This is a genomic window from Streptococcus loxodontisalivarius (assembly GCF_016908645.1).
GTDB lineage: Bacteria > Bacillota > Bacilli > Lactobacillales > Streptococcaceae > Streptococcus > Streptococcus loxodontisalivarius.
In genome coordinates this window covers 1-26,090 of record NZ_JAFBEH010000010.1, presented here as the reverse complement: position 1 = coordinate 26,090, position 26,090 = coordinate 1, and the positions used below count along the sequence as shown (strand labels likewise).

Below are 26,090 nucleotides of genomic sequence, written 5' to 3'. Positions count from 1 at the left end.
TCGCCTTTTCTTATCTTGCAGTCAGAATACCAAAGATTGGAGACTCTGTCAAGGTCAAAAAAAGCCCTGCAACCTTACAATTACAGAGCTTTTCTAGTATCGATTTACGAATTATGAACACGGTTCATGTATTCTGTATAAGTCTCAGTCTGCATCAAATCTTTTGCATTTTGAACACGGTCCTTGGTTGGTGGCTTAACACCTTCAAGGGGATAAGGGATTCCAAGTTCACGCCACTTGAACTCTCCCATAGTGTGATAAGGTAGAATTTCAAACTTATCCACATTTTTTAGGGTCTTGACGAACTTACCGAGATTAATCAAATCCTCATCAATATCTGTCAATCCAGGTACCAAAACGTGACGAATCCAAACTGGAATTTCCTTATCTGACAAGTATTGGGCAAATTTCAAGATATTTTTATTAGGCTGTTTGGTTACAAAAAGGTGCTGCTTGGGATCAATTTCTTTAATATCCAATAGGACAAGGTCTGTTACCGCCAAAAGCTTATCAAGAATTTCATGATACTCAGGTGTCTCACGATAAGTAAAGCCACAGGTATCAAGCGTACAGTGAATACCCAACTTTTTCGCCTCTGTAAAGAGAGCTGTTACAAAATCAATTTGCAGCATGGCTTCACCACCTGAAACAGTGATTCCACCTTTATTTCCCCAAAAATGTTTGAATTGCAGCGCTTCTTTGAGGACATCTTCAACAGTACGTTCTGTTGATTTATTGGTTTCCATTTCCCAAGTATCAGGATTGTGGCAATACTGACAGCGCAGCTTACAACCTTGCATAAAAACGATGAAACGGATACCAGGCCCATCCACAGAACCGAAACTTTCTGTTGAATGGATTTGACCTGTTACTTTTTTATAGTCAATTTCTGTCATCTTTGCCTCCATGTAACCGTTTTATTTATTTTCATTATACACTTTTCAAACTCAAATCACTAGCTTCTGGCTAGAATTTCACAATTTCTATACTATAACATTCCAAATTCAAGCAGCTTGAACTTAAATATTATAGAACAGAAAAAAAGTAAGTCGCCTAAGGCTGACCTACTCCTCTTCAAGTTCAGGGAGGTCTGTCAAAATAAGCTTGAGCTTAGTCACACGACCATCCTTGACCTTATCATTTATCAGTTCGATAGATTTACCATTATTTTCAAGCTGGTAATGTTCCTTGACTTCCTGCGTTGGAATGGTTCCAACACCTGTCAGATAGAATCCAGCAATGGTATCCACATCGTCACTTTCCAATTCTGTTTGGAAATATTCGTTGAAATCATTTAGCGTCATGGTTCCAAGAACGATATAGGTATTGTCAGCAATCTCTCTGACATCAACACTAGCCTTATCTGTTTCGTCATCGATTTCTCCGACGATTTCTTCCAAGAGGTCCTCAAGAGTGACAATACCTGCCACACCACCGTATTCATCTAGCAAAATCGCCATCTGATTGTGGCTATTTCTAAAGGCCTTCAAAAGATCGTCAACGAAGATAGTTTCTGGAACAAAGAGGGGCTCTTGCATGATACGTCTCAGACGAACATTGTCAAAACCTTGCTCAAAACCTGCTGTCAAAAGACGTTTGGTATGGATAACACCGATAACCTTGTCCTTATCCCCCTCATAGACAGGGATACGTGAGAAGTTCTCCTTGAGAATTTTTTGGATATTTTCCTGAGTATCATCCTCAATGTCAATCATAAAGGCATCTGTACGAGGCACCATAACCTCACGCGCCATGAGTTCATCCAGTGAGAACACCCCTTGCAGCATCTCAATCTCTTCAGCTGCCAGAGTCTCTTCGCTGTTGGTCAACATGTACTCAATCTCGTCACGCGTCATCTGTTCATCTGCGTCATCAAAAGTCATTGGGGTAATGCGGCTGAGCAGATTTGTCGATGCTGATAGCAACCATACAAAAGGACTGACCAGTTTTCCTAAAAAGATGATGATAGGTGCAGAGACAACCGCTAGATTTTCCTTAAGATTCATAGCGATACGCTTTGGATAAAGCTCGCCAAGAACGATAGAAATATAGGTCAAAAAGACCAAAGAAATAACACTAGCTGCTGTTTGCGCTGCCGCTGAATTTCCCAACCAACCTGCAATAACTTCTCCCAGAGAAGCTGACAAACTAGCCCCCTGCAAGAGGCTGATAAAGGTAATCCCAACCTGAATGGTTGAGAGGAAATTATTGGGATTTTCCAGAACGCTCAAGAGGCGACTGTATTTTTTATCTCCTTCTTCTGCTTTCTGCTCAACACGAGCTCGGTTGAGAGAAACCATAGCCATCTCAGATGCTGAGAAAAAGGCATTTAGAAGGGTCAAGATAAGTAAAAGGACAAATTGTAACACTAAGGACTGACTGCCAGGGTCTTCCATTGCTATTCTCCATTCAAAAATTTAATATAGTGTTCTTATTATAGCATATTTTTCAAGGATAGCCTAAGAAAGATAGACTTTTTGCTCTGCCATTCCCAAAACGTGCTATAATAAGGGCAAACTAAGAAGACACGGAGAGTGCTTATGACACTAATTTCAATGACAAATGTGAGTTTAACGAGACAAGGCAAAACTCTTCTTAAAGACCTCAACTGGCAGGTTGAAAAGGGGCAAACCTGGGCCATTCTTGGACTAAATGGAGCTGGAAAATCAACTCTTTTGAAGCTGATTATGGCTGAATTTTTCCCAAGTCAAGGTCAAGCTAGCATTCTGGGACATACCTTCGGACAGGGGGATATCACTGACCTCAGAAATCAGATTGGGGTTGTGTCATCCTTTATTACTGAGCGCCTGCCTCAGCACATGAAGGCTGAAAAAATCGTTCTAACTGGTAAATATAAGTCTTCCATTCTCTACAAGGCTTACGGTGACGCAGAACTCCAAGAAGCCAAAGACATGCTGCTTTCACTTGGAGCTGGTGACTTGATTGGTCGCAACTACCACAGCCTCTCTCAAGGTGAGAAGCAGATTGTCCTCATCGCTCGTAGCCTCATGGAAGACCCTGCCATCATCATTTTGGACGAAGCTACCGTTGGACTGGATCTTTTTGCTCGTGAAAAATTGCTGCGCCAGATTGATAAAATTACAGAGCTAGCGCATGCACCACTTGTACTCTATGTGACCCATCACGCCGAAGAAATCACTGAGAAAATGACTCATATCATGCTCCTTAGACAAGGACAAATCGTGGCACAAGGTCCTAAAAATGACATTATTAAACCAGAAGTCCTAGCAGACTTCTATCAAAATCCTGTCACTATCATCCCAATTGACGACCACCGTTTCTACATCAATCCCATCATTGATTAAAAAAGACAGCTATCTCAAATCAAAAAGAGATAGGCTGTCTTTTTCTTAAGATAATTTTTCCACCATGACAAGAAAAGGTGGTGTATTAATTTGATTGAGTGGCTGATAGATCATGGCTGTGAAGCTCTTTTGATCAAGCTTACTGACATAGTCCAGCACCGCATCTTTTTCCATATCGCCACCCTCATGACCATAATAAATCATGACAGCAAGACGACCACCAACTTCTAAGCGCTCCAGAATTTTCTCGATGGCAAGAAGAGTCGTATCTGGCTTGGTGATAATGGATTTATCAGCAGTCGGCAGATAGCCTAGATTAAAAATCGCTGCGCGAATAGGCTCAGTAACATATTGGTCTACATTTTCATGCCCATCTAAAATTAACTGAGCATTACTGATGTCAAGTCCTTCCAAACGCTCCCCTGTCTTTTCAAGAGCTTCTTTTTGCACATCAAAAGCATAGACTTTCTTAGCCAGTCCAGCGAGAAAGGCAGTATCATTCCCCTTTCCCATAGTGGCATCAACAGCTATACTATTGTCATCTAAAACCTCTGCTAGAAAATCATGTGAGAGGTGAATTGGTCGTTTGATCATGCTGTCTCCTCCACCTTACATCCTTGCCAAGAGCCACGTCTTTCCATTTCAACATCGATGGCATTGAGGACTTCCCACTTGTTGAGGCTCCACATTGGTCCAATCAGCATGTCACGAGGAGCATCACCTGTAATACGGTGAATAACGATATTTTTAGGAATAATCTCCAGTTGGTCGCAGATGATAGAGACGTACTCTTCCTGACTGAGCAGTTGCAAACGACCTTCATGGTAGTCACGCTGCATGCGAGTATTGGTCATAAGGTGCAAAAGGTGCAACTTGATACCATCAATCTCGTTATCCGTCACGCAACGACGCACATTTTCCAGCATCATCTCGTGAGTCTCACCGGGCAGACCGTTAATCAAGTGGCTGACAATCTCCACCTTAGGCGCCAGCTCGCGCACGCGCTTAACCGTATCCACATAAAGCTGATAGCTATGGGCTCTATTGATTAATACTGACGTGTCCTCATAGGTCGTCTGAAGACCTAGTTCCAAGGTGACAAGCATGCGTTCACTTAGCTCTGCTAGGTAAAGAATAGTCTCATCAGGCAGACAGTCTGGTCTTGTCCCAATATTAATACCAACCACCCCAGGCTCATTGATAGCTTGTTCATAACGTTCCTTAATCACTTCCAATTTTTCATGCGTATTGGTGAAATTTTGGAAGTAAACCAGATATTTTTGAACATCAGGCCACTTGCGGTGCATGAAATCAATTTCCTTATAAAACTGATCACGGATAGGAGCATCAGGAGCTACGATAGCATCTCCAGAACCTGAAACAGTACAGAAAGTACAACCGCCATGAGCCACTGTTCCATCACGATTGGGACAGTCAAAACCAGCATCAATAGGTACCTTGAAAGTCTTCTCTCCAAAGAGTTCTCGGTAATAATCATTTAAAGTATTGTAACGTTTTTTCATAGGACTATTATAGCATAAAAAAGGGAGGCTAAGCCTCCACATTGGTAACGACACTAATCATCAACCCTAAACTCGATAGATAGATCACTTGTATCCAGCTTAACCTGTCCACCGATAGTAAAGGTAAAGAGAGGTTGTGTATGCGCCAAGTCAACATCGTAGATAACTGGAATCTGTTTGAGAATTGGGTGCTTTGCTAGCATAAAATCAAAAATCTCTGGCGTCATCTGACATTCTTTTGGAAAACGCCCAAAAACAACCGCTTGTGGATTAGGATAGGCTTGTAAAATAGCCGTCAAGTGACGTGAAATAATCTGATAAACATCATCTTCTGCTTCTTCCAAAAAGAGAATATATTTTTCAGGTTTCGGTGCATAATCCGTTCCTGTAAGGAGATTAAAAGTTGAAATATTCCCCCCGATAGCAATTCCTTCTGCCCGACCTTCATTATAGACCTTCCACTCAGTCGGAATGAAATGTCTAGCTTGACTAGGATCATACCAGGCATCGCTAGACCATTCCTGACTAGGCTCCAAGCCATAAGCAGACTGGGTCACTGCCCTTAGCCAAGCAGCTGATTGATAATCCTGCCCCTCTTCCATCTTAAAACTTGAATAAGAAGGCCCCATATAGGTTGGCATGCCAGTCTTGGCATAGATAGCATTCAAAATAGCTGTTGTGTCTGAATAACCACAGATAAGCTTAGGATTTTGAGCAATCAAATCATAATCCAGATAAGGTAGTAGCTCGTTGGAATTAAAGCCACCAATAGTTGCTAGAATACCGTCGACTGTATCGTCCGCAAAGGCCGCATGCAAATCCGCCACACGACTCTCAATACTGGCTGAATCAAACAAGTCCGTCTCAAAATAATGCTCTGAGAAAGACAGATGAAAACCAAGTTTTTCCAATCTTTCCTTGGCAGCAAGATTGGCATCAAAACCACCCAAACGCTCAATCGAGGACGATGGACTTAAAATACGTAAATGACTTCCTTCTTTCACTAGTGGCATAGGAATTCCTCCTTGTTTTTCCAGTATTATAGCACAAAAGGCTATTCAAAATAAATAGCCTTGTGCAAACGACATTTGGGATTAAAGGTTCCTAGACAGGAGGGACATTGCTTGCAGGACTCGTATTCAGCAATAGTCATTTCATAATGGCAAAGCCCACAGATAGCCACCTTATCCTGATCCAAATCCCTCGGATAGGCTTTAAAACTGTGATTTTCACAAGCATCGTGACAAAGATAGCAGGCATAATAGCTGGCGCAGCTAAAGCATTTTAAACCTAAGATATCACGTTCAGTATGATAGTGAGGACAGCGTGACGCACTGTCTAAATCAAGTCCCTTGATCATTTAGCTAGGAGGGAAAATAACTTGAGACGTTCAAAGATGAGAACTGCCAGGGCTGCTTTAACAATATCACCAGGCAAATAGATAAGGCAAGACACCAAAATTGGGACAAGATTGCCTAGATGGAGGTAATAAACCATGAAGAGCGCACCGCAGAGATTGATAAAGATAACACCAAAGAGTAAAATCCAAGCAAAAGCCTTGATCCAAGTCATTTGAGACCAGTAACGCTTGAAAAAATAGCCAATCAAAAGCACTGCGAAAGGATATGAGAACAAGTAACCACCACTAGCTGAGAAAAAGACAGCCAGACCGCCACGCCCTAAAAGACCAGTCGCATAAATAAAGAGATAAAGGAGTGCTGTTAAAAAACCACGTTTGGCTCCTAGAAAGGCTCCCATCATCATGAAAACCATATTCTGAATAACAATAGGTACAGGTAAAAAGGGGATGGGAATCGACGGCACATAAGCTAAAACAATGGTAATAGCAAGCCAAAGTGTCATTTGAGTCATATCTTTTATTTTCATAGTTAACCTCTTTTATTTATTAAGTTAACTATAGTGTAACCTAAAAGATAAAAAAAGTAAACCTTGTTTTAAAATAAGGTTTACACTTCTTTATTTTACTTTGTTAGATACTTATGACTCGTAATCATTAGGCAACCAAAGCCTAAGATAAATCCAGCTAAAACATCACTTGGATAGTGAACACCTAGATAGATTCGTGACAGACCGACCAAGAAAATAGTCAAACCTAGTAGAATAGCAATCAAACTAGCCAAGCCCTTCTTCTGACAAAGTTTGTAAGCAATGACAATGAGATTACCCAAGATAAGCATAGTCCCCATAGAGTGCCCACTCGGAAATGAATAGCCAGCTGCCTCCACCAAGTGACTGATACTTGGTCTAGGACGCTGAAAAATATGCTTTAGGCTAATGATAAATAGCCCTGCTAGAATCCCATTTCCAGCGATAAAATATGCCTCACGTCGCATTTTTTTCCAGTAGAATAGCCCTGCTATCAGAACTACTATGATAACCTGAGTTGAGGTATTTCCAACAACAGTTATTGTTTTAAAAAAGCTGGTTAAACCTGCTGGCAAGTCTCCTCGAAGAGCTGATTGAATACTTGTATCAAATCCACTCAAGGCATCGGGTGCGAATTTCACCAAAAAACCTAATATAAGAAAGAGGGTAATTGCAATTTCTGCTATAATTTTGTGTCTTTGTTCTTTCATACTTGATAAGTCTAAGTAATTGAGCTTAAATTTTCTTTAAGATTGGCTTCAAGGCTGCAAAGAGTGCGATAAAGGCGATAGCAAAGATAATACCTTCTAAAATATTAAATGGAATAACCATGGCAAACAGATAGTTACCCAACCCTAGAATAGCATTGATATCAAAGTTTGCAAACTTGGCATAAAGTGGCACTGCATAGACATAGTTGAGGGCAAACATGGCAAAAGTTAGTGCCAAAGTTCCTACAATAGATGCCACAATATAAGATTTTGTGCTACGTTTTTTGTTCCAAATCAAACCGATAGCAAGTAGGAAACAGCCCAAGGCAATAAAGTTCATAGGCATCCCAATCAAACTAGAAGCTCCGCCATTATTCAAAAGAAGCTTCAAAAGGGTACGAATGGTCAAAACTGCAAATGCTGATTTCATATCCATAAGTACAAGAGCTAGAAGCACAGGTAAGATTGAGAAATCAACCTGCAAGAAGCTTGCTGCTGGAATCAATGGAAATTGAAAATACATTAGCAAGAATGAGATGGCTGACAAAATAGCAATGTAAGCCAGTTTACGTGTTTGTTTTGTCGCAGTTGACATAAAAAAATTCCTCCAATTTTTACAAATTGAAAGAAGGTTCCGTCAATAAAAGTAGCACAAAAAAGCCTACTTAAAATCCGGTCTTCTTCCATCCAGACTTTACTGTCGGTCCTAGAATCTCACTAGGTCAGCTTTCGCTCGCGGACTTCTCTTTCTAGAGTTATTTTTTCTTAATCTAGGCGTCGCCGTCGATGATAATACTTGAGGTATATCGAGACAAGACAACGACGAGTAAGGAAAAATAACTCAGAAAGAGTCACCGCCGGTCGGGAATCCCACCCTGCCCTGAAGACAAACTTAGCATAACAAAAAATGAAAGAGATTTCAAGACTTTTGAATTCTTTTATGCAAAAGGATTTGTATTTTTTGACACAAGAAAAAAGCAGGATAGAAAAATCAAACATTTTCCACATTTGACTTCCCTATCCTAGCTTATTTGTCGCCTTCCCATTCAGCGTAAAATTGCTCAAGGAAGCCTAGCATGTAGTCATGCCTGTCCTGAGCTAGCTTTTGAGCATAACTTGTATTCATCAGATCTTTTAACTTCAAGAGTTTTTCATAAAAGTGCATGATGGCTGTATCTTGACCTGAACGGTATTCTTCCAAGGTTAGATGATCACGCGCCTGCATCTCTGGATCATGAATGAGTCGTCCTTTATTACCAGAATAAGCCATGGTTCTAGCAATGCCAATAGCACCAATAGCATCGAGACGGTCTGCATCTTGGACAATCTGACCTTCTAGTGTCTCTGGAACACCACCCTGACCTGCCTTAAAGGAGATGCTATCAATAATAGCCAAAATCCAGTCGCTATCGTCTTTAGAGACTTCAATCTCCTCTAAAAAAGCTTGCAGTTTGATTTTTTCTGCCTCGGGATTGTCAAAGAGTTTATCGTCAATCATATCATGCAAAAGAGCTGCTGATTGACAGATAAAGCTGTTAGCACCTTCTGCTGCTGCAATCTTGAGCGCTGCATTCCGAACACGGTGGATATGCCACCAGTCATGTCCAGAAGATTCTGACAACAGAGCTTTCTTAACATGATGTTCAATAGCCTCTAGCTGCTGATTTTCTGTCATCATTTGAGCTTGTCCTTTTCATAGGTATGACTGCGTTCCAAACCTTGGAAATTCTGCTGACGCAAGGCTTCATAGACAATCATACAGACCGTATTTGAAACATTGAGACTGCGAACATGTTCATCATTCATAGGAATACGCAGAGCTTTTTCAGGATTTTCTCGCATAAAATCCTCTGGAAGTCCTGTATCTTCACGACCAAACATAAAATAATGGTCCACATCATCAGTATAGTCAGCATCAGAGTATGTCTGGTCTGCAAATTTGGTAATCAGGTGCAACTTACCTTGGTAGCTGTCTAAAAACTCTTCCAGTGAATCGTAAAAATAGATGTCAAGCTTGTCCCAGTAATCAAGGCCAGCACGCTTCATCTTCTTATCATCAATGGGAAAACCCATAGGACGGATAATATGTAGCGGAGCATTGGTTGCTGCACAGGTTCTAGCAATATTTCCAGTATTCTGAGGAATTTGAGGTTGGTAGAGAACGATATGATTTTTTGCCATGATCTTACACTTTCTAAAGAATTCTTATCAGATAATCTTGCTTTATTATAGCATATCTTCTTAAAACTAAAAAAACCATGCCGCCCGGAGTCAAGCTCAGCAGACAGCATGGTTGGATGGCGATTCATTAACTTAAATCATAACAGGTTTGATTTAAACCAACGAATTCTTAATTAGTAGTATAACCATTCTGACATCAAATGTCAAGAGAAATAGTCTGAATTTTAATAAATTTGTGATGTTTACCTAATCGCTTATAGCACTGCAATTCTTCCGAAAAAGCAGTTGATTTTTTTAGAAAAAGAGTGCAATTTTAGGGAAAAAGGAGTATGATAGAACGTATCTATGTAGGAGGAAAATCATGAGAATTATTGTCGTCGGCGGAGGTAAGGTCGGTACTGCCCTCTGTCGTTCTCTGGTTGAAGAAAAACACGACGTTGTCGTAATTGAAGAAAAAGAATCTGTTCTAAAGCACCTAACTAAAAAGTACGATATCATGGGTATTGTCGGCAATGGTGCCAATTATAAAATTTTAGAGCAGGCAGATATCGCTGAGTGTGATATCTTTATCGCTATGACTGATAAGGACGAGCTCAACATGGTAGCTGCTGTGCTTGCTAAACGTATGGGGGCAAAAGACACCGTTGTCCGTGTCCGCAATCCTGAGTATTCAAATCCTTACTTTAGAGATAAAAACTTCCTTGGAATGTCTCTTGTGGTCAATCCTGAACTCTTGACTGCCCGCTATATTGCCAATATGGTCGAATTTCCAAATGCCCAGTCTGTTGAGCACTTTGCCAACGGTCGTGTCATGCTTATGGAATTCAAGATTTCTGAAGACAATCGTCTTTGTCACCTCAATCTTAAAGACTTCCGTAATAAATTTGGTAATATTGTGGTCTGTGCCATTGAACGCCAAGGTAAGGTCATTATTCCAGACGGCGATGCTTCAATCGAGCCTGGTGACCGTATCTTTGTTACCGGAAATCGTGTGGAAATGATTCTTTTCCACAACTATGTCAAGAGCAAAACTGTCAAAAACATGATGGTCATCGGTGCTGGTAAAATCGCCTACTACTTGCTCAACACACTAAAAAATACCAAGATTAACGTCAAAGTTATTGAGGTCAATCAAAAACGTGCTGAATTCTTCAGTCAGGAATTCCCAAGTCGCCAAATTATTCTCGGTGATGGTACAGCAAAGGATATTCTGCTTGAAGAAGGTGCTCAGAACTACGATGCCGTTGCGACACTAACAGGTGTCGATGAGGAAAATATTGTTGCCTCAATGTTCTTGGAAAAAATCGGTGTTCAAAAGAATATCACCAAGGTCAACCGTACTAGTCTGCTCGAAATCATCGACAGCAAGGAATTTTCAAGTATCGTTACACCTAAACGTATTGCAGTTGACTCTATCATGCACTTCGTTCGTGGGCGTGTGAATGCTCAGCATTCTAACTTGGAAGCTATGCACCACGTTGCCAACGGTCGTGTGGAGACTCTTCAATTCCTTATCCGTGATCAAAACAAGATGGCTGGTAAAAAGGTTCATGACATCAAACTCAAGCCTGATGTTTTGATCGCCGCCATCATTCGAAATGGGAAAACGATCTTCCCAACAGGTGAGGATACCTTTGAAGTGAGCGATAAGATTATCGTTATCAGCCTTCGTCAAAATGTCACTCACATCTATGATTTGTTGAAGAGGTAAGGTCTTATGAATAGAAGTATGGTACGTTACCAGGTTTCTAAGCTGCTGCTTATCGAAGCTTGCCTTCTCCTTGTTCCACTGATTGTAGCCTTTATCTACCAAGAGCCTGCCAAGGTGATCTGGAGTATTTTGGGGACTATCTTGCTCCTCTGTGCTATCGGTGGTTTAGGGGTGCTCTTCAAACCTAAAAATCAACACATCTATACCAAAGAAGGTATGATGACGGTTGCCCTCTGTTGGGTACTCTGGTCTTTCTTTGGCGGTCTTCCCTTCGTCTTTGCTGGACAGATTCCTAGCGTCATCGATAGTTTCTTTGAGATGAGCTCTGGTTTCACCACAACTGGTGCGACGATTTTGCCTGATGTTGGTGTCCTTTCTCACTCTCTCCTTTTTTGGCGAAGCTTCGCCCACTTGATTGGGGGGATGGGGGTGCTGGTTTTTGCGCTAGCTATTATGAGCAATAGTAAAAACAGCAATCATGAGCTCATGCGAGCTGAAGTTCCCGGTCCTGTCTTTGGTAAGGTCGTTTCTAAGCTAAAAAATACCGCTCAGATTCTCTATATTATCTATTTGATGATGTTTGTCCTTCTGGTCATTATCTTGGTCATCTGTGGCATGCCACTCTTTGATAGTCTTGTCATTTCTATGGGGAGTGCTGGTACAGGGGGATTTGCAGTCTATAATGACTCGATTGCCCATTATCACAGCAGCCTGATTGCTTATGTGGTATCTATTGCAACCTTGCTCTTTGGGGTCAATTTCAACCTTTATTTCTTGATTTTGCTTGGTAAGGTCAAAGCCTTCTTCAAGGATCAGGAATTGAGAACTTATTTTGGTATTGTCGCTCTGACAACCATTATGATTACGCTCAACATCATGCACCTCTATAATGATGTCAGCAAGAGTTTTGAATATGCCTTCTTTGAAGTGTCAACGGTTATTACTACGACTGGTTTTGGAATTACAGACACGACCGTTTGGCCACTCTTTACGCAGGTGCTTCTGGTTTTCCTTATGATTATCGGGGGATCAGCTGGGTCAACTGCTGGGGGACTTAAGGTTATTCGTGGCTTGATTCTGACAAAGATTGCCAAAAATCAATTTCTCTCAACCCTCTATCCAAATCGTGTGCTTTCGCTACACATCAATGGTGAGGTTTTGGATAAACAAACGCAACACAACGTCCTTAAATATCTGGCAATTTATACCATGATGTTCCTAGGACTGATTCTTATCCTCAGTTGGGATAATGAAAACTTCTTGATTGTTGTCAGTGCAGCTGCCTCAACTTTCAATAATATCGGACCAATTCTTGGAACCAGCGAGACATTTGCTATCTTTGGCCCCTTTGCCAAACTGGCTATGAGCTTCGCTATGATTGCAGGGCGACTAGAAATCTATCCTGTCCTCCTACTCTTCCTTCCAAAAACCTGGTCATCTAAACAATAAAAAAGTAATCTGCTAAATTGGCAGATTACTTTTTGTTTCGTCTTAATGAGAAATGGTCTGGGACGGGGTCTTTACCGACTTTTGAGAGTGGATGACAGCGTAGGATACGTGCTATTCCCATCAAGACTCCTTTGAGGCCATGTTTTTGTATGGCTACAATCATATAGTTTGAACAGGTTGGTTCAAATCGACAAGAAGGCGGAAAAAGGGGAGAAATCCCCTTTTGATATGCTCTAACTAACTTAATCAGTAACCATTTCATCGGTTGACCTTGTTGATAGCTGCATTGTGCAACTGACTGATTTCTTTCTTGTTGAGGCGTCTCGCTTCACCTGGACGAAGACCTGTTAGGTCCAAAGTACCAAAGCGTGTACGTGACAATTTATCAACGAGGAGACCTACTGATTCAAACATTTTCTTAACCTGGTGGTTACGCCCTTCGTGGATAGTCAATTCGACAACAGAACGGTTTTTATCAGCTTCTACCTTGATAATATTGTAACGAGCTGGCTTGGTCTTTTTACCATCGATAACAACACCTCTTGTCAATGGACGAAGATTTTCCTTAGTCGCAATGCCTTTAACACGTGCCAAGTAAACCTTATCAATCTCATTACGTGGGTGAATCATCTTGTCAGTAAAATCACCATCATTTGTCAAAATGATAAGACCAGATGTATCCCAGTCCAAACGACCAACAGGATAGATACGCTCTTTAACTTCTGGCAAGAGGTCAACGACCGTTTTACGTCCCTTGTCATCAGAGACACTTGAAATAACACCTTTTGGCTTATTGAGAAGATAGTAGACTTTCTCCTCGTTATAGATTGGGCTACCTTCAACCTCAACCTTGTCACCTGACTTAACCGTTGTAGCAAGTTCCCTAACAACTTGACCATTGATCGTTACCAAGCCCTGCTTAATCAGTTCTTCAGCTTTTCGGCGGCTGGCAATCCCAGCATGTGCAATATACTTATTGATTCTCATGATATTTCCTTACGATTGTGATTGGGCTAGATCTCTTTGGAGACAGCCTTAGACTTTCTACTATTCTACCATAAAATAAGGATTTGACCAGTTAGCTCTGCAATTTTTCAACTAATCGTTCGTATCTGTCTCGTCAAAAAGAGAAATTTCCTCCTCCTTGACGGTGATGCTAGACACGTCAATCAGCTCCGCTAGGTCATTAATCCCCAGATAATCCAAGAAAAAGTCAGTCGTCGCATAGAGATTTGGTCGCCCAATAGTCTCCAGCTTTCCAGCCTCAGTCACAAGTCCCAACGCCTGAAGCTTGGCAATAGCTCCGCTGGAATTGACACCACGAATGGTATCCACTTCAAGACGGGTAATGGGCTGCTTGTAGGCGATGATAGACAGAACCTCAAGACTGGCACGTGATAGACTCTGGTTGACAGGTGTCTTAGCGTAGTTTTTCAAGAGCTCTGCAAAGGCTTCCTTGGTCACCAACTTGTAGCTGTTTGAGGACTGCAAGAGGGCTAAGGCTGATGACGCATCCTCTTCATATTTGTTGGCTAGTTTTTCCAAGGACTGCTGAATACCTGTTGGTGGCAACTCTAGGAGCTCCGCCAACTGTCTTAGCGTCAGCCCATCTTCTCCTGCTAGAAATAGCAGAGCTTCTAATTTGGCTAGGGTTGTCATGCAACCTCCTTCATAAGCGTAATTTCTCCAAAGTTTTCTTCCTGATGAACAGTCAGATACTGTCTCTTAATCAATTCCAGACTGGCAAGAAAGATTGTCAGCATCTCAGCCGTATTTTGACTGGCTTCAAAGAGCTCTGACAGGGTCAGACGTTTTTTCTGACTAAAGCGTTCTTCAACATAAGCCATCATGTCCTCAATACGATACTGGTCTGCCGCAACAGTTGTATGACTGTCATTGAAACTATCCTGCTTGTCTGCCATGACCTTTGAAAAGGCCAAAAAGAGATCAACGACAGTCTTGTCGTACTTAAGTTCCATCTCATCCGAAATCAATTCGGTCTTTGGTTTTGAATAGAACTTGGCTCTCTGATCATGCTGGGCAGCTAATTCTTGTCCCAATGCCTTGAAGCGTTTGTATTCCTCAATCTGACTCAAAAGATCAGCTTCCAAATCATCTTCATAGGAGATTTCTTCAACCATCTTGGGTAAGAGTTTACGACTCTTAATAAGCATAAGCTGACTGGCCATGACCATGTATTCCCCTGCAATTTCAAGCTTCATAGCCTGCAAGGTGGCAATATAGGCCAAATACTGCTCGATGACCTCTACCAAAGGAACATCATAGATATCCACCTCATACTTGGACACCAAGTGCAGCAAGAGATCCAGCGGTCCTTCAAAATCTTTAAATTTTATATCCATTAGTTTTTAAAATAATTTTCTAAGCTCAAACTGGTTTTTAATCCCAAAGCCTTTGCTAACTCAAAAATAGTCATCCCTTCAGCGACTTTCCTGATGATAAATTGCTCGCGCAGTTTTTGAGCAGTTAGATCTGACAGATTTTTTTCAGCTAAAAAGGCTGACAAGCGTCTAAAGTACCACTGTCTTGAATAGGTCTCTTGACCATTTTGAAAGAGGAAAGTCTCTCCAAATGCTAGGTCAAAATAAGGCAGGAGACTATCTGAAATTGAAAGGACACGCCTGCTCTTTTTGGTCTGACAGGTCACTACCTTGAAATCCAGATTGATATCCTGACTTTGTAGCTGAGCGATTTCACTTGGCGTCAAACCTAGCTCTAAAATCAGAAGAGCAATCAACTGCCCCTCTTTTTGCTCAGTCTCCTCATAGAGACTTGTCAAATCCAACAAATCATAGTTTTTCTCTAGCTTATCTAGTTTAATATCTAAAAAGAGTCGGTGAAAGCTATCTAAACTACCTGACTGATAAAGATAGAGCAAAAATTGATTGACTGCCGACAATTTACGTTTACTGGCACTAGGTTTAAGGCTTTTGAGAAATTCCTGATAGAGTTGCAAGCGTGTCTGAGTAATCTCTCCTTGCACCTGGTCCAAAAATTGCTGCAAATCATAACCATAGGATTTTTCAGAATTATGGCTGAGCTCCTTACTGGCTAAAAAGGCCTCAATCTGCGGACTCAGTTTGTCCTTTTTCGATGATGTCATAGGTCTCCGTAAAATCGTGTAATAAGCTGTTAACAGCCTTTAAAATAGACTTGCGTGTGATAATGCCTAAAAACTGCTTGTCTTGACCAAGAACTGGTAGAAAAGGATTATCTACTAGCTTATGCATGACCTCAGTCAGCTCTGCCCCATCTGCCACAGTCTCAATCTTATGGTTGACCATTTTAGAAATGGGTAGCTGGCTCATTTCCCAGTCAGTAAGCTGATTCTTAGCCTTGTAGGCCATAATGTCAGAGATAGCAATGGTTCCGACATAAATCTTGTCCTTGGTAATAACAGGCACACGCGAATAGCCGTCGCTAGCCAACAAAAGACTAGCATGGTCTGTATTGTGACTATCAATGATAATCGCCAAATCACTGGCTGCTATCAAGTAGTGTTCCATGTGCTTGAGTAAGAACTGCTCAAATTCTCTTGCAATCATCTTGAAAATTCCTGACTTAGGGCTGGGTAAAGTTGGTGATTGCGATTATAAAAACTAACAGCAATCTTATCATCAGTCACATCGAGCTTGGCATAGAGTTTCTCAGTAATTTCCCCACGGGGTTGTAAGACTGAACCTGGATTGACAAAGAGAGTCTTACCATTTTTCCAAGCAGCCGCACGGTGGAGGTGACCGTAAAGGCAGATATCTGCGTCAGCTTCTTGAGCAAAGAGATCAAGCTTATCCCACATAAAATTGATGCCGTACAAGTGTCCGTGAGTTTGCGCTACTGTCAATCCTGGGAATTTGGTAATCAAGCTATCTGGATAGCCAGAATCAAAGTCACAGTTTCCTGCAACCACCCTGATTCCCTCCCAAACAGGATCTGAGCTTGGCAATTCTGAATCGCCATTGTGGAAGATAGCGTCAACCTTGCCCAAATAGTGCTCTTTGATATCAGCAACAATCTCACGATCTCCGTGAGAATCACTCATAACGATTAGTGTGTAGTTTGCCATGCTGGAAATACCTCCATCAATTTCTTAAGCGCAAGTCCTCGGTGGGAAATCTCATTTTTCTCATCGGCAGAAAGCTCTGCTGCTGTCTTACTTCCTTCTCCTACGATAAAGAGTGGGTCATAGCCAAAGCCATTTTCCCCTTTAAGCTCAGTACCGATATAGCCATCCCAGTCTGCTTCAACCACCAAGCTATCCTTGCCTGGGGCTGCCACGACCAAGGTCGTGTGAAATTGGGCAGAGCGGTTTTCCTTATCAAAAACCATAGCCAACTCGTGAAGGAGCTTAGCATTATTCATCTCATCAGTCGCATCAGGCCCTGAAAAACGAGCTGACCAGACTCCTGGAAGTCCACCAAGTACATCAACCTTAAGCCCAGAATCATCTGATAGAACCATTTTACCAGTCAATTCTGAAATAGTTTCAGCTTTAAGACGGGCATTTTCTTCAAAGGTCATACCTGTCTCAGCAACCTCTGGCAAGTCAGGATAATCATTGAGATTTTCTACCTTGATGCCTAACTTGTCAAACATCTTACGGAATTCTTTGGTCTTGCCTTCATTACGAGTGGCGATAAGAATACTATCTCCAAAACCTACTCCGCTATTGCTTCCGAAAAAGTCCTGACTAGAGACACCGCCTTTTGGCAGGTGAACAGCAAGCAAATTACCAGTCTCTGTCAACAAGATAGCCCCTTGATGCTGAGTCACTTCAATCTGACGATTTTTCTCTTGATTGATAGTATCAACAAGGAAGGTCACCAGCTGAAGGTCAGAAGACATGCTGACCACATGAACCTGAAGCCCAGTCACATCAAGGCTCTTTAAGATACTGTGAAAGACATCCTGACTCTGCTCATAGGTACTATCATCACCAAAACAAGTCAGGTAGTTAAAGCCTTCCCACTTACCGATAAACCAGTTTTCTTCCGATTTGACTTCATAAATCTTAGACATCATTTTCCTCACTTTTTTCTAAGTCCACGTGGCTGACGGTGATGGTCGAACCAAGCCATTCCTGAGCAATTTCTTTAAAGCTTGCCACACCAGCTGTTGTGAAAAACTGATGCTTGCTTTCTAGTTCACGACTGCGATTGATTTGGAAATAATTGAGTAGAACAGAGACATCACGCACGGTCTCAGCTCCGCTATCAATCAGCTTGACCTCTGGTCCCATGACATTCTGGATGATAGGACTGAGTAGAGGATAATGGGTACAACCCAGAACCAGGGTGTCCACCTTCCCTTTTAGAGGCGCTAGCGTTTCATAGACGATTTTCTTAGCAACGCTTGAGGTAATTTCATTAGACTCCACGATAGGAGCAAACTTAGGACAGGATAGGCTGGTCACTGTCATATCAGGCGACAGCATTTCAATCTTCTGGCGGTAAATATCTGACTTTATCGTCATGGGTGTGCCGATGACACCGATTTTACCATTTCGGGTAGATTTAATGGCTGCGCTGGAACCAGGTAGGATGACTCCCAAAACTGGGATTGACAGTTTTTCCTTTATTTCTTCCCAGACCACAGCTGTCGCGGTATTGCAGGCGATAACGATCATCTTGACATCCTTGGTCAAGAGAAAATTAACCAATTCCCAAGTGTAGCTGGCAATCTGCTCAGCAGGTCTTGGACCATAGGGAGCACGAGCCGAATCACCAATATAAATGACCTCTTCATGAGGAAGCTGGCGCATCAATTCACGCACAACTGTTAAACCGCCAACACCTGAATCCAAAAATCCAATCGGACGATTATCCATAAGACCTACTTTCTAAGAATGAGACAAAACTCAGCTGGCAGTGCCAGCTGAGTTTGACTTCTACTCTAGCACGTCACACTCCAAGTCATCTTGAAAGGTAACATTTGCCTCTACTTACGCTATTATTTTCTTAGCTTATGATAGTGAGTTGAGTAAGGAGGGGATATTATTCTATCCTAGTTACCTACTTAATCTCTATCTATATTTTGGCTAAAAGCCAAGCTGCGCTTATTTTTTAGATTTTTTAGCAGCTGCTTTTGATTGTTTAATGATGTTACGGTAAGTTTGTTGAATCTTAGCTTCGCTTGGTTTTTGACCCATTTGGCTCATCATTTCACGGATAGCATCTGGTGTCAAACGTGGGTGTTCACTTACTTCTTTTTCAAATTGTTTACGAGCGATATAGACACCACCAAAAAGTCCAGCTACAAGCGCTACGATAATCAACAAAATCCATACAAAAGTCATAATGTATCAGTTCTCCTAAGTTTTATTACGTCCCTTATTATAGCAAAATCCCAAGGACTTATCAAATTTTGAGAAACCCTTACAGGGCTTTTGATTGCTTAGCATATACCCAATAAAGCTGAAGCGTCATAGGAATCCAAATCAAAGGTTCACAGAGGATAACACCCCAGTAGCCCAGATGCGGAATGACAAAGATAACAAATAGAATTTTCCCAAGCAGCTCGATAATACTTGAGACCAGAGGAGTTATCTTTTGCCCTAATCCTTGCAAACAATTTCTCAGGATAAATAGAACACCCAAAAGTGGATAAAAGAGAGTGGTAAAGTGAAGATAGTTCTCACTCGCAGTCAGAAGCTCTGCCTTATTGGACCCCGAAATCAAAGCAATCAAAAAGGGACCAAAAGTATAGAGCGAGACAATGGAAATCAAGCCCCAGACCAGAGCCACAAGACTAGCCTTCTTGACTCCCTGACGGATACGATCTGTCAGACCGGCACCAAGATTTTGCGAGGTAAAGGTAGCAATCGCTGTCGCTGTCGCCGTCAAAGGCATGATAAAGAAAGACATGAGCCTACGAGCCGTTACCTGAGCTGCAATGATGCTGACGCCCAGCGAATTGATAGCCGACTGGAGAATAACCGTTCCAATACTAACGATAGAAGACATAAATCCCATGGACAAGCCCTGCCCAATCAAGTCACGATAAAGTGCCTTATCTAGGGAAAAATGCTGGCGCTTGGGAACCAGAATATGTGCCTTCTTGTAAATATAGGCAAAACAGAGCAGGGCTGATAAAAGCTGGGAGGTCACTGTCGCCACAGCAGCCCCTCTCACTCCCATCCCAGCCTGAGTAATCAAAATCAAATCCAGACTGATATTGACCAGAGAAGCAAACATCAGAATATAGAGAGCCATCAGACTATCACCAATAGCTCTCAAAAGACCAGCACCAAGATTATAGGCAAAAGTCACCAAGACACTCATCATAATCAGAGAGATGTAGTCATAGGATTGGTCGATGATGTTGGCTGGCGTTCCTAAAAATTCCAAAAGCGGATAAAGCCCAAAGATACCAATCAAGAGCACCATAAAACTCAAAACCAAGCCAATCACAAGACTAGATGCTACTGACTTTTTTATCATATCCTTCTGCCCAGCACCGTAGTATCTAGCAATAACAATTCCCAGACCATTTCCAATTCCAAGAGCAAAGCCGACAATCAAGTCAAAAATAGACGAGGTAGCTCCAACCGCAGCCAGCGACTCCTCTCCTAAAAAATGTCCAACAATCATGGTATCAGCTGTATTGTATAACTGTTGAAATAAATTGGATACCATAATTGGCCAAGCAAACAAGAGCAAGACCTTGAGCACAGGACCCTTGGTCAAATCAATAGCTCTACTTTTCATCTCATAAACCTCTATTTTATCTAGCACAAAGAGGCTGGACAAGATGTCCAAAGCCTCTTTAAATCTTTTCTTTAGTCTTTATCGAAATCAAATCCGTAAAGCGTTGCAAAATAGTCTTCGACTGTTTCCGCACGACGAATCAAACGAGCTGATCCATCCTCTTGGTAGAGGATTTCAGCTGAACGCAAACGACCATTGTATTGGTAGCCCATTGAGAAACCGTGGGCACCTGTATCATGAATAACCAAGGTATCTCCGACACGAGCCTCAGGCAATTCACGATTTTTCGCAAATTTATCATTGTTTTCACAAAGTGAACCGACAACATCGACCACTTGAATCTCACCGTCAGGATTTGATACATTGCTAATGTGGTGGTAAGCATCATACATAGCAGGACGAAGCAAGTTAACAGCGCTAGCATCCACCCCAACATAATGACGGTAAGTGTCTTTCAAGTGCAAAACCTTAGTCACCAAGTGACCGTGGGATGCTAACATATAACGACCAAGTTCTGTATAGATATTGATGTGACCCAGTCCATTTGGCACCAAAATGGCATCAAATTGTTCATGGACACCTTGTCCGATAGCCGCAATATCATTCTGACGATTTTCTGGGCTGTAATCAACACCGATACCACCTGAAAGGTTGATAAAATCAAGGCTGATACCAAGTTCATTCTTGATTTCTACGGCTAGTTCAAATAGCTGAGCTGCCAAGGTTGGATAGTAGGCATTGGTTACGGTATTTGATGCCAAGAAAGCATGCAGACCAAAAGATTTCACACCTTTTTCTTTCAAATCTTGATAACCTTGGAAAAGCTGAGCCTTGGTCATACCAAATTTTGATTCTTCTGGGTGATCCATGATATCAGTACCCAATGAGAAGACACCGCCAGGGTTGTAACGAAGAGAAACCGTATCAGGCAGCCCTGCTACTTGTTCCAAAAAGGTGATATGCTCATAGGCATCAAGGTTGATTGTAGCACCAATTTCACGCGCATAGACAAATTCTTGAGCCTTAGTATCATTTGAGGTAAAGCTAATAGCTGACGCTTCAAAGCCAACTTTTTTACTCATGATGAGCTCAGTATCAGTCGCACAGTCAACCCCACAGTTTTCCTCTTGAAGAATTTTCAAGATAGCTGGGTTTGGCGTTGCCTTAACGGCAAAGAATTCCTTAAAACCAGGATTCCAAGAGAAAGCCTTATTAACCGCACGAGCTGTCTCACGAATCCCTTTTTCATCGTAAAGGTGGAAAGGTGTCGGGTATTGAGCAGTGATTTTATCAAGCTCTGCAGCTGAAATAAATGGTGTCTTCATATCGTTTCCTCAACATTCAAAATATTTAGTCTATTATACCATATCAGATTATATTTTTATAGACCAAAAAAGGACTGCATACTCTTGCAATCCGTTTTACAGCTATTGATTAGTCATTTCTTGCAAAGATGCGAAGCAAACTAATGAAAAGGTTGATAAAGTCAAGATAGAGGCTAAGTGCCATTGAGATAGCCCAGCCATCTCCAACACGACCACCTGTCTGGTCATAGACATTCTTGATTTGTTGGTTATCATAGGCAATCAATCCAGAAAAGATGAGAACTGAGATAACACTAACTACATAAGAAATCATGCCTGAACCCATGAAGGTATTAACCACACTAGCGATAATAATACCAATCAAGGCTGCCATCATTGCCTTGCGCATGCCAGACAAGTCCTTCTTAGTTACAGCTCCCAGCACCGCCATTACCAAAAAGAGAAGGGCTGATGATAGGAAGGCTTGAAGCACAGTTCCTTGTGTATATTGGGCAATGATAAAGCTGAGCGTGAAACCATTAAGGGCTGAGTAGGTCAAGAAGAGGGGCAGAGCTGCTGGCGTATTCTTAGCCGCTGCGCTTGATGCCATAACAACCAAGGCCAACTCTAAAATAACAGCTCCATAGTAAATCCAAGAGCTACCTGACGAGATAGCAATTAGATTTTGCGGGAAAACATAGAGCATAAGAAGAGAAACAAAGGCTGACAAGCCAATCCCCATCCCAACTAATCCGTAAATCTTAGAGTAGAAACGGTTAAGCCCCGCCTGATCTCTCTGAGTGTAAATAACATTATCTTGCATGTATAAATCTCCTTTTTCTTTTTGTTCGATATATTTTTTTGCTTTTTTTAAGTAGTGAGGGGCGGAAGGTAAAATAGTCCAGTGGACTATTTTAGGAAACCAAGTGATGAAAAGCTGCGCTTTCACTATTTCCCACCTGAAACAGTCTATTCACAGACTGTTTCAGCATTCCTTCTTAGCGAGCCTCAGGTCTCGCTAACCCCAAGTGCTAGAACTCTTCGTTTCTAGCACTATCACTACAGCAAAAAGCAACTGGGTTACCTCAAACAGTCTCCCAGACTGTTTGAGCACTTCGCTCGTCCGTAGCTGACACAAATAACAACATTCCCCGTATAGTCGTTAATTTATCGTGGCAATTTTATTTTTTATGATTCCTTATCAGAATTGAGATAAAGAACAAAGGGAATAATTCTAAGTTGTGTAGGCGGAAGACTGAAATAGCCCACTGGGCTGTTTCCTCGCGGCTTCATTTCTAGGCTCGGACCTAAAACAGTCCACAGGACTTTCGGCAAGTCTTAATTTTCAGTTGCCGACCTAAAACAGTCCACAGGACTGTTTTAGTCCAATATCTTTCGATGGAAGCGTCTTACCTTGCGCAAGCTTTTTCGTAGCGGTGTTGCGGCTTCTTTGACTGCCCAATACTTATCAACCATGGTTACAATGTAACCTTCTTTATAACGTGGTGGAGCGATAGTCGCTCCCCACATGTGTTTGAGGATGATATCCTCTTCTTTTTTGTTCAAAGTGGTGATCTTATTGGCATTTCTAACGGCGATACGTGGATGTGTCCAAGCATGTCCCTTGGTAAACTTGGTATCGCGCCAATCATAGTAGAACATATCGTGCAAAAGCCCACCTCGAGCCGTTGATTTTGCATCCCAGCCGAACTTTTTAGCGATTTTATAGCTGGTATAAGCTACATTGATAGAATGCTCCATACGAGTCGAATGGTGATGCTGCACAATACCGTCAAGCTTTTGAAAACGTGGGTGACGAATCAAATGCCCAACATGGTTCATAAATTCTTTATCTTCTTTATAGTCTTTCACTTTAGCCACCTCCAACGGTGTTTTTCTATGACCACTAATATTATATCACTTTCCTTAAAGCAAGCTAAACATGAGAATTCCCGCAGCGACAGCCACATTGAGACTCTCAGCCTGACCCGGCATACTGATGTGAACCAGCTGGTCGGCCTGACTTGCCATTTCTGCTGAGATTCCCTGACCTTCATTTCCCATGACAAGAGCAAAGCTATCATAGTTAGCTAGAGACTTATAGTCTACTGAGGTCTTTGATAGGGTTGTTGCTAGCACAGGGTGCCCTGCCGCTTGGAACCGCCCAAGAAGCTCCAGGACATCAACTCGCCAAATCGGCAAGTGGAAATGGCTGCCCTGCATAGAACGAAGGGTCTTATCATTGTAGATATCAGCTGATTTCTTAGAGAGAAAGACCCCATCAAAACCAGCAGCGTCAGCCGTTCTGATCATGGTTCCGACATTCCCAGGATCTTGAACATCTTCCAAAATCAGGTATTTTCCATCAAACTTCTCAGGTAGGACTTCTTCTGACAGAGCTACTTCTGCTACGATTCCTTGCGGTGTTTTGGCGTCAGTAAGTTCCTTTAAGACTTCTGCTGAAACCAAGACGACACAGTCCAAGTCACCAACTCGCTCTGCCATTTCTTCCAGAACAAAGACATGTCGAAAAACTGCTCCAGCCTGTCTAGCCTCCTCAAAAAGATGCCAGCCCTCAATCAGATAGGAAGCCTTGCGATGCTTTTTCTGCAAGAGTTTTTTGGTATTTTTAATGAGATTATTTGCTTTTGAGGTTATAATAGTCATGTAAACCATTATACACCATGCCAATGGCTATGCAAAGAAAGAAGGTCAATTCATGAAAAAAATGCGTCTCCTCGTTTCAGGTCGTGTCCAAGGTGTCGGCTTTCGCTACTCAACCTATCTCTTAGCCCAGGAAATCGGTGACCTCTACGGTCGCGTCTGGAATAACGATGATGGAACAGTTGAAATCTTAGTCCAATCTGATGACTCAGCCAAGCTGGCAAAATTTATCCAAGAAGTCAGAAAAGGTCCCTCACCCTATGCCAAGGTCACATACGTTGATGTCAATATGGTGACCTTCTCAGATTACAGCGATTTTCAAATGGCTAACTAAGAAGAATTTCCCAAACTGCTTAGAAGTTTATAAATGCGTCAGACCTAGTCCAGCTCCGACAGACAAGAAAGACAGAATGCTTAAATTAAGACTTGAGAAGTATTGAGAAATTAAGAAAAAAACAGTAAAATAGATAGGTATTATAAAATAAAGGACTGTAATAATTTGAAAAAGAATACTAAAAAATTACTTTTCACAGGACTTGCCTTGTCAATGCTCCTTGTTTTAAGTGGTTGTGTCTCTCGTGATTCAAGTGGTAATCCAACAGGGACAATCTGGAACCTTCTCGGAAAACCAATGAGTTATGTTATTACCTACTTTGGTGACAACCTTGGTCTTGGTTTTGGTGTTGGTATCATCGTTACAACACTTATCGTGCGTTTGATCATCCTCCCTCTAGGTCTTAACCAATCTTGGAAGGCTGCCTACCAAGCAGAGAAGATGAACTACCTCAAACCAATCTTGGATCCAATTAACGAGCGCATGAAAAATGCGACGACTCAAGAGGAAAAAATGGCTGCGCAGGCTGACCTCATGGCTGCTCAACGTGAAAACGGTGTTAGCATGTTCGGTGGTATCGGCTGTCTTCCACTTTTGATTCAAATGCCTTTCTTCTCAGCCCTCTACTTTGCGGCTCAATACACTAAAGGTGTTTCTGATAGTCACTTCCTTTGGATGGACCTAGGTCAACGTGACCTTGTCCTAGTAGTTATCATCGCTGGGCTCTACTTTATCCAATCATATCTTTCATACATCGCAGTGCCTGAAGCACAACGTCAACAAATGAAAGTCATGATGTACTACATGCCAATTATGATGGCCTTCATGTCATTCAGTCTTCCAGCTGCAGTTGGACTCTACTGGTTCGTCGGTGGTATCTTCTCTATCATTCAACAATTGATTACGCAATACATTCTCAAACCAAAACTTCGTAAACGTGTTGAGGAAGAGTACAAGAACAATCCTCCAAAACCATTCAAGTCATCTAACACAGCTCGTCGTGACGTGACACCAAAACAAGCACAATCTATTCCAACACAAAAAACAAATCGTAATGCTGGGAAACAGCGTAACCGTAAATAAACTAAAACTAGCTTGAAAAATTCAAGCTAGTTTTTTTGATAGAGTCTTAAAGGTAATTCCTCAAATATTTAAAGTCTACTGTTGAGCCCTTTTGATATCGGCTCTATAATTTCTGTAGTGGGTAAATCCACCAAGGAGATTGTAGGGCTTTTTGAATGTAGAAAAAAAGTCCCACATGACTTATAATGAAAAGC

Annotated in this window: 30 protein-coding genes and 1 riboswitch; of the genes, 5 read left to right on the top strand and 25 right to left on the bottom strand. The window is 41.8% G+C overall.

The window, feature by feature from the left end; translation table 11 throughout:
• Positions 1 to 104: 104 nt before the first annotated feature.
• Both pflA and JOC28_RS03365 read right to left on the bottom strand, forming a co-directional pair.
• Positions 105 to 896 carry a pyruvate formate-lyase-activating protein gene (pflA, locus tag JOC28_RS03370; RefSeq protein ID WP_205009237.1) on the bottom strand — a complete coding sequence of 264 codons (792 nt, stop codon included), beginning with the start codon at positions 894 to 896 and terminating at the stop codon, positions 105 to 107.
• Between the two features lie 168 nt (positions 897 to 1,064).
• Positions 1,065 to 2,396 carry a hemolysin family protein gene (locus JOC28_RS03365; RefSeq protein ID WP_205009236.1) on the bottom strand — a complete coding sequence of 444 codons (1,332 nt, stop codon included), beginning with the start codon at positions 2,394 to 2,396 and terminating at the stop codon, positions 1,065 to 1,067.
• Positions 2,397 to 2,540: 144 nt separating this feature from the next.
• Here JOC28_RS03365 and JOC28_RS03360 point away from each other — a divergent pair, with 144 nt between their 5' ends.
• Complete coding sequence (locus JOC28_RS03360) at positions 2,541 to 3,326, top strand: ABC transporter ATP-binding protein (protein WP_205009235.1); 786 nt, start codon at positions 2,541 to 2,543, stop codon at positions 3,324 to 3,326.
• A gap of 45 nt (positions 3,327 to 3,371) precedes the next feature.
• On the opposite strand, the gene mnmM is transcribed toward JOC28_RS03360, so the two are convergent.
• The 8 genes from mnmM to trmL form a co-directional block, all read right to left on the bottom strand.
• On the bottom strand, positions 3,372 to 3,920 hold the full coding sequence (gene mnmM, locus JOC28_RS03355) for a tRNA 5-(aminomethyl)-2-thiouridylate-methyltransferase MnmM (protein ID WP_205009234.1): 549 nt from the start codon (positions 3,918 to 3,920) through the stop codon (positions 3,372 to 3,374).
• The gene (mnmL, locus tag JOC28_RS03350) at positions 3,917 to 4,849 is read right to left on the bottom strand and encodes a tRNA modification radical SAM protein MnmL/YtqA (RefSeq protein ID WP_205009233.1); all 933 of its coding nucleotides are present in this window, start codon (positions 4,847 to 4,849) and stop codon (positions 3,917 to 3,919) included. The genes mnmM and mnmL overlap by 4 nt, the downstream gene beginning before the upstream one ends.
• A 53-nt stretch (positions 4,850 to 4,902) precedes the next feature.
• Positions 4,903 to 5,862 (bottom strand): S66 family peptidase, encoded by a 960-nt coding sequence (locus JOC28_RS03345; protein ID WP_205009232.1) that lies wholly within the window; start codon positions 5,860 to 5,862, stop codon positions 4,903 to 4,905.
• A 343-nt stretch (positions 5,863 to 6,205) separates the two neighbouring features.
• The gene (locus JOC28_RS03335; protein WP_205009230.1) at positions 6,206 to 6,736 is read right to left on the bottom strand and encodes a biotin transporter BioY; all 531 of its coding nucleotides are present in this window, start codon (positions 6,734 to 6,736) and stop codon (positions 6,206 to 6,208) included.
• A 95-nt stretch (positions 6,737 to 6,831) separates the two neighbouring features.
• The gene (locus JOC28_RS03330) at positions 6,832 to 7,377 is read right to left on the bottom strand and encodes a phosphatase PAP2 family protein (protein WP_338058054.1); all 546 of its coding nucleotides are present in this window, start codon (positions 7,375 to 7,377) and stop codon (positions 6,832 to 6,834) included.
• A 94-nt stretch (positions 7,378 to 7,471) separates the two neighbouring features.
• A complete protein-coding gene (locus JOC28_RS03325) occupies positions 7,472 to 8,041 on the bottom strand; it encodes an ECF transporter S component (RefSeq protein WP_205009228.1) in 570 nt (189 codons plus the stop codon).
• A 76-nt stretch (positions 8,042 to 8,117) separates the two neighbouring features.
• Positions 8,118 to 8,338: riboswitch (FMN riboswitch) on the bottom strand.
• Positions 8,339 to 8,473: 135 nt separating this feature from the next.
• Positions 8,474 to 9,121 carry an HD domain-containing protein gene (locus JOC28_RS03320; protein ID WP_205009264.1) on the bottom strand — a complete coding sequence of 216 codons (648 nt, stop codon included), beginning with the start codon at positions 9,119 to 9,121 and terminating at the stop codon, positions 8,474 to 8,476.
• Positions 9,121 to 9,627 (bottom strand): tRNA (uridine(34)/cytosine(34)/5-carboxymethylaminomethyluridine(34)-2'-O)-methyltransferase TrmL, encoded by a 507-nt coding sequence (gene trmL, locus JOC28_RS03315; RefSeq protein WP_205009227.1) that lies wholly within the window; start codon positions 9,625 to 9,627, stop codon positions 9,121 to 9,123. Before trmL ends, JOC28_RS03320 begins: the two co-directional genes overlap by 1 nt.
• A 361-nt stretch (positions 9,628 to 9,988) precedes the next feature.
• Here trmL and trkA point away from each other — a divergent pair, with 361 nt between their 5' ends.
• The gene (gene trkA / locus JOC28_RS03310; protein WP_205009226.1) at positions 9,989 to 11,338 is read left to right on the top strand and encodes a Trk system potassium transporter TrkA; all 1,350 of its coding nucleotides are present in this window, start codon (positions 9,989 to 9,991) and stop codon (positions 11,336 to 11,338) included.
• Between the two features lie 6 nt (positions 11,339 to 11,344).
• Positions 11,345 to 12,787 carry a TrkH family potassium uptake protein gene (locus JOC28_RS03305; RefSeq protein ID WP_205009225.1) on the top strand — a complete coding sequence of 481 codons (1,443 nt, stop codon included), beginning with the start codon at positions 11,345 to 11,347 and terminating at the stop codon, positions 12,785 to 12,787.
• A 25-nt stretch (positions 12,788 to 12,812) separates the two neighbouring features.
• Here the strand turns inward: JOC28_RS03305 and yidD are convergent, their stop codons facing one another.
• The 15 genes from yidD to JOC28_RS03230 all read right to left on the bottom strand — a co-directional run bounded on the left by yidD (position 12,813) and on the right by JOC28_RS03230 (position 24,482).
• Positions 12,813 to 13,049, bottom strand: coding sequence for a membrane protein insertion efficiency factor YidD (gene yidD / locus JOC28_RS03300; RefSeq protein ID WP_205009224.1), 237 nt, complete (start codon positions 13,047 to 13,049; stop codon positions 12,813 to 12,815).
• Positions 13,046 to 13,774, bottom strand: a complete 729-nt coding sequence (locus JOC28_RS03295) for a pseudouridine synthase (RefSeq protein WP_205009223.1) — start codon at positions 13,772 to 13,774, stop codon at positions 13,046 to 13,048. The genes yidD and JOC28_RS03295 overlap by 4 nt, the downstream gene beginning before the upstream one ends.
• Positions 13,775 to 13,885: 111 nt before the next feature.
• Entirely contained in the window at positions 13,886 to 14,446 is a 561-nt protein-coding gene (gene scpB, locus JOC28_RS03290) for an SMC-Scp complex subunit ScpB (RefSeq protein WP_205009222.1), read from the bottom strand.
• Complete coding sequence (locus JOC28_RS03285) at positions 14,443 to 15,150, bottom strand: segregation/condensation protein A (protein WP_205009221.1); 708 nt, start codon at positions 15,148 to 15,150, stop codon at positions 14,443 to 14,445. The genes scpB and JOC28_RS03285 overlap by 4 nt, the downstream gene beginning before the upstream one ends.
• Positions 15,150 to 15,911, bottom strand: coding sequence for a site-specific tyrosine recombinase XerD (gene xerD, locus JOC28_RS03280; RefSeq protein WP_205009220.1), 762 nt, complete (start codon positions 15,909 to 15,911; stop codon positions 15,150 to 15,152). Before xerD ends, JOC28_RS03285 begins: the two co-directional genes overlap by 1 nt.
• Positions 15,871 to 16,353, bottom strand: a complete 483-nt coding sequence (gene cbpB, locus JOC28_RS03275) for a cyclic-di-AMP-binding protein CbpB (protein WP_205009219.1) — start codon at positions 16,351 to 16,353, stop codon at positions 15,871 to 15,873. Before cbpB ends, xerD begins: the two co-directional genes overlap by 41 nt.
• On the bottom strand, positions 16,350 to 16,871 hold the full coding sequence (locus JOC28_RS03270; protein ID WP_205009218.1) for a metallophosphoesterase: 522 nt from the start codon (positions 16,869 to 16,871) through the stop codon (positions 16,350 to 16,352). The genes cbpB and JOC28_RS03270 overlap by 4 nt, the downstream gene beginning before the upstream one ends.
• Positions 16,853 to 17,827 (bottom strand): nucleoside-triphosphate diphosphatase, encoded by a 975-nt coding sequence (locus JOC28_RS03265; protein WP_205009217.1) that lies wholly within the window; start codon positions 17,825 to 17,827, stop codon positions 16,853 to 16,855. The genes JOC28_RS03270 and JOC28_RS03265 overlap by 19 nt, the downstream gene beginning before the upstream one ends.
• Positions 17,817 to 18,632, bottom strand: coding sequence for a glutamate racemase (gene racE, locus JOC28_RS03260; RefSeq protein ID WP_205009216.1), 816 nt, complete (start codon positions 18,630 to 18,632; stop codon positions 17,817 to 17,819). Before racE ends, JOC28_RS03265 begins: the two co-directional genes overlap by 11 nt.
• Before the next feature lie 228 nt (positions 18,633 to 18,860).
• The gene (locus JOC28_RS03255; RefSeq protein ID WP_205009263.1) at positions 18,861 to 19,103 is read right to left on the bottom strand and encodes a YneF family protein; all 243 of its coding nucleotides are present in this window, start codon (positions 19,101 to 19,103) and stop codon (positions 18,861 to 18,863) included.
• Positions 19,104 to 19,179: 76 nt separating this feature from the next.
• Positions 19,180 to 20,511, bottom strand: a complete 1,332-nt coding sequence (locus JOC28_RS03250; protein ID WP_205009215.1) for an MATE family efflux transporter — start codon at positions 20,509 to 20,511, stop codon at positions 19,180 to 19,182.
• 71 nt (positions 20,512 to 20,582) lie between these two features.
• Positions 20,583 to 21,836 (bottom strand): diaminopimelate decarboxylase, encoded by a 1,254-nt coding sequence (locus JOC28_RS03245; protein ID WP_205009214.1) that lies wholly within the window; start codon positions 21,834 to 21,836, stop codon positions 20,583 to 20,585.
• A 109-nt stretch (positions 21,837 to 21,945) separates the two neighbouring features.
• On the bottom strand, positions 21,946 to 22,638 hold the full coding sequence (locus JOC28_RS03240) for a Bax inhibitor-1/YccA family protein (RefSeq protein WP_205009213.1): 693 nt from the start codon (positions 22,636 to 22,638) through the stop codon (positions 21,946 to 21,948).
• Between the two features lie 557 nt (positions 22,639 to 23,195).
• Positions 23,196 to 23,687, bottom strand: a complete 492-nt coding sequence (locus JOC28_RS03235; RefSeq protein ID WP_205009212.1) for an HD domain-containing protein — start codon at positions 23,685 to 23,687, stop codon at positions 23,196 to 23,198.
• Between the two features lie 54 nt (positions 23,688 to 23,741).
• Positions 23,742 to 24,482, bottom strand: coding sequence for a TrmH family RNA methyltransferase (locus JOC28_RS03230; RefSeq protein ID WP_205009211.1), 741 nt, complete (start codon positions 24,480 to 24,482; stop codon positions 23,742 to 23,744).
• A 52-nt stretch (positions 24,483 to 24,534) separates the two neighbouring features.
• On the opposite strand from JOC28_RS03230, the gene JOC28_RS03225 reads away from it, so the two are divergent.
• Both JOC28_RS03225 and yidC read left to right on the top strand, forming a co-directional pair.
• Complete coding sequence (locus JOC28_RS03225; RefSeq protein ID WP_205009210.1) at positions 24,535 to 24,813, top strand: acylphosphatase; 279 nt, start codon at positions 24,535 to 24,537, stop codon at positions 24,811 to 24,813.
• Between the two features lie 165 nt (positions 24,814 to 24,978).
• Positions 24,979 to 25,896 carry a membrane protein insertase YidC gene (gene yidC, locus JOC28_RS03220; protein WP_205009209.1) on the top strand — a complete coding sequence of 306 codons (918 nt, stop codon included), beginning with the start codon at positions 24,979 to 24,981 and terminating at the stop codon, positions 25,894 to 25,896.
• The last annotated feature ends 194 nt before the right edge of the window (positions 25,897 to 26,090 follow it).

Excerpts from the sequence above, each read along its gene's own strand:
- JOC28_RS03360 (WP_205009235.1), top strand. The coding sequence starts at position 2,541 with ATGACACTAATTTCAATGACAAATGTGAGTTTAACGAGACAAGGCAAA.
- JOC28_RS03225 (WP_205009210.1), top strand. The coding sequence starts at position 24,535 with ATGAAAAAAATGCGTCTCCTCGTTTCAGGTCGTGTCCAAGGTGTCGGC.
- JOC28_RS03265 (WP_205009217.1), bottom strand. The coding sequence starts at position 17,827 with ATGATGTCTAAGATTTATGAAGTCAAATCGGAAGAAAACTGGTTTATC.
- mnmM (WP_205009234.1), bottom strand. The coding sequence starts at position 3,920 with ATGATCAAACGACCAATTCACCTCTCACATGATTTTCTAGCAGAGGTT.
- trmL (WP_205009227.1), bottom strand. The coding sequence starts at position 9,627 with ATGGCAAAAAATCATATCGTTCTCTACCAACCTCAAATTCCTCAGAAT.
- JOC28_RS03335 (WP_205009230.1), bottom strand. The coding sequence starts at position 6,736 with ATGAAAATAAAAGATATGACTCAAATGACACTTTGGCTTGCTATTACC.
- yidD (WP_205009224.1), bottom strand. The coding sequence starts at position 13,049 with ATGAAATGGTTACTGATTAAGTTAGTTAGAGCATATCAAAAGGGGATT.
- racE (WP_205009216.1), bottom strand. The coding sequence starts at position 18,632 with ATGGATAATCGTCCGATTGGATTTTTGGATTCAGGTGTTGGCGGTTTA.
- JOC28_RS03230 (WP_205009211.1), bottom strand. The coding sequence starts at position 24,482 with ATGACTATTATAACCTCAAAAGCAAATAATCTCATTAAAAATACCAAA.
- scpB (WP_205009222.1), bottom strand. The coding sequence starts at position 14,446 with ATGACAACCCTAGCCAAATTAGAAGCTCTGCTATTTCTAGCAGGAGAA.
- pflA (WP_205009237.1), bottom strand. The coding sequence starts at position 896 with ATGACAGAAATTGACTATAAAAAAGTAACAGGTCAAATCCATTCAACA.
- JOC28_RS03285 (WP_205009221.1), bottom strand. The coding sequence starts at position 15,150 with ATGGATATAAAATTTAAAGATTTTGAAGGACCGCTGGATCTCTTGCTG.
- xerD (WP_205009220.1), bottom strand. The coding sequence starts at position 15,911 with ATGACATCATCGAAAAAGGACAAACTGAGTCCGCAGATTGAGGCCTTT.
- trkA (WP_205009226.1), top strand. The coding sequence starts at position 9,989 with ATGAGAATTATTGTCGTCGGCGGAGGTAAGGTCGGTACTGCCCTCTGT.
- mnmL (WP_205009233.1), bottom strand. The coding sequence starts at position 4,849 with ATGAAAAAACGTTACAATACTTTAAATGATTATTACCGAGAACTCTTT.
- JOC28_RS03365 (WP_205009236.1), bottom strand. The coding sequence starts at position 2,396 with ATGGAAGACCCTGGCAGTCAGTCCTTAGTGTTACAATTTGTCCTTTTA.
- JOC28_RS03305 (WP_205009225.1), top strand. The coding sequence starts at position 11,345 with ATGAATAGAAGTATGGTACGTTACCAGGTTTCTAAGCTGCTGCTTATC.
- JOC28_RS03240 (WP_205009213.1), bottom strand. The coding sequence starts at position 22,638 with ATGCAAGATAATGTTATTTACACTCAGAGAGATCAGGCGGGGCTTAAC.
- JOC28_RS03245 (WP_205009214.1), bottom strand. The coding sequence starts at position 21,836 with ATGAAGACACCATTTATTTCAGCTGCAGAGCTTGATAAAATCACTGCT.
- JOC28_RS03320 (WP_205009264.1), bottom strand. The coding sequence starts at position 9,121 with ATGACAGAAAATCAGCAGCTAGAGGCTATTGAACATCATGTTAAGAAA.
- JOC28_RS03250 (WP_205009215.1), bottom strand. The coding sequence starts at position 20,511 with ATGAAAAGTAGAGCTATTGATTTGACCAAGGGTCCTGTGCTCAAGGTC.
- cbpB (WP_205009219.1), bottom strand. The coding sequence starts at position 16,353 with ATGATTGCAAGAGAATTTGAGCAGTTCTTACTCAAGCACATGGAACAC.
- JOC28_RS03270 (WP_205009218.1), bottom strand. The coding sequence starts at position 16,871 with ATGGCAAACTACACACTAATCGTTATGAGTGATTCTCACGGAGATCGT.
- JOC28_RS03325 (WP_205009228.1), bottom strand. The coding sequence starts at position 8,041 with ATGTCAACTGCGACAAAACAAACACGTAAACTGGCTTACATTGCTATT.
- JOC28_RS03345 (WP_205009232.1), bottom strand. The coding sequence starts at position 5,862 with ATGCCACTAGTGAAAGAAGGAAGTCATTTACGTATTTTAAGTCCATCG.
- JOC28_RS03295 (WP_205009223.1), bottom strand. The coding sequence starts at position 13,774 with ATGAGAATCAATAAGTATATTGCACATGCTGGGATTGCCAGCCGCCGA.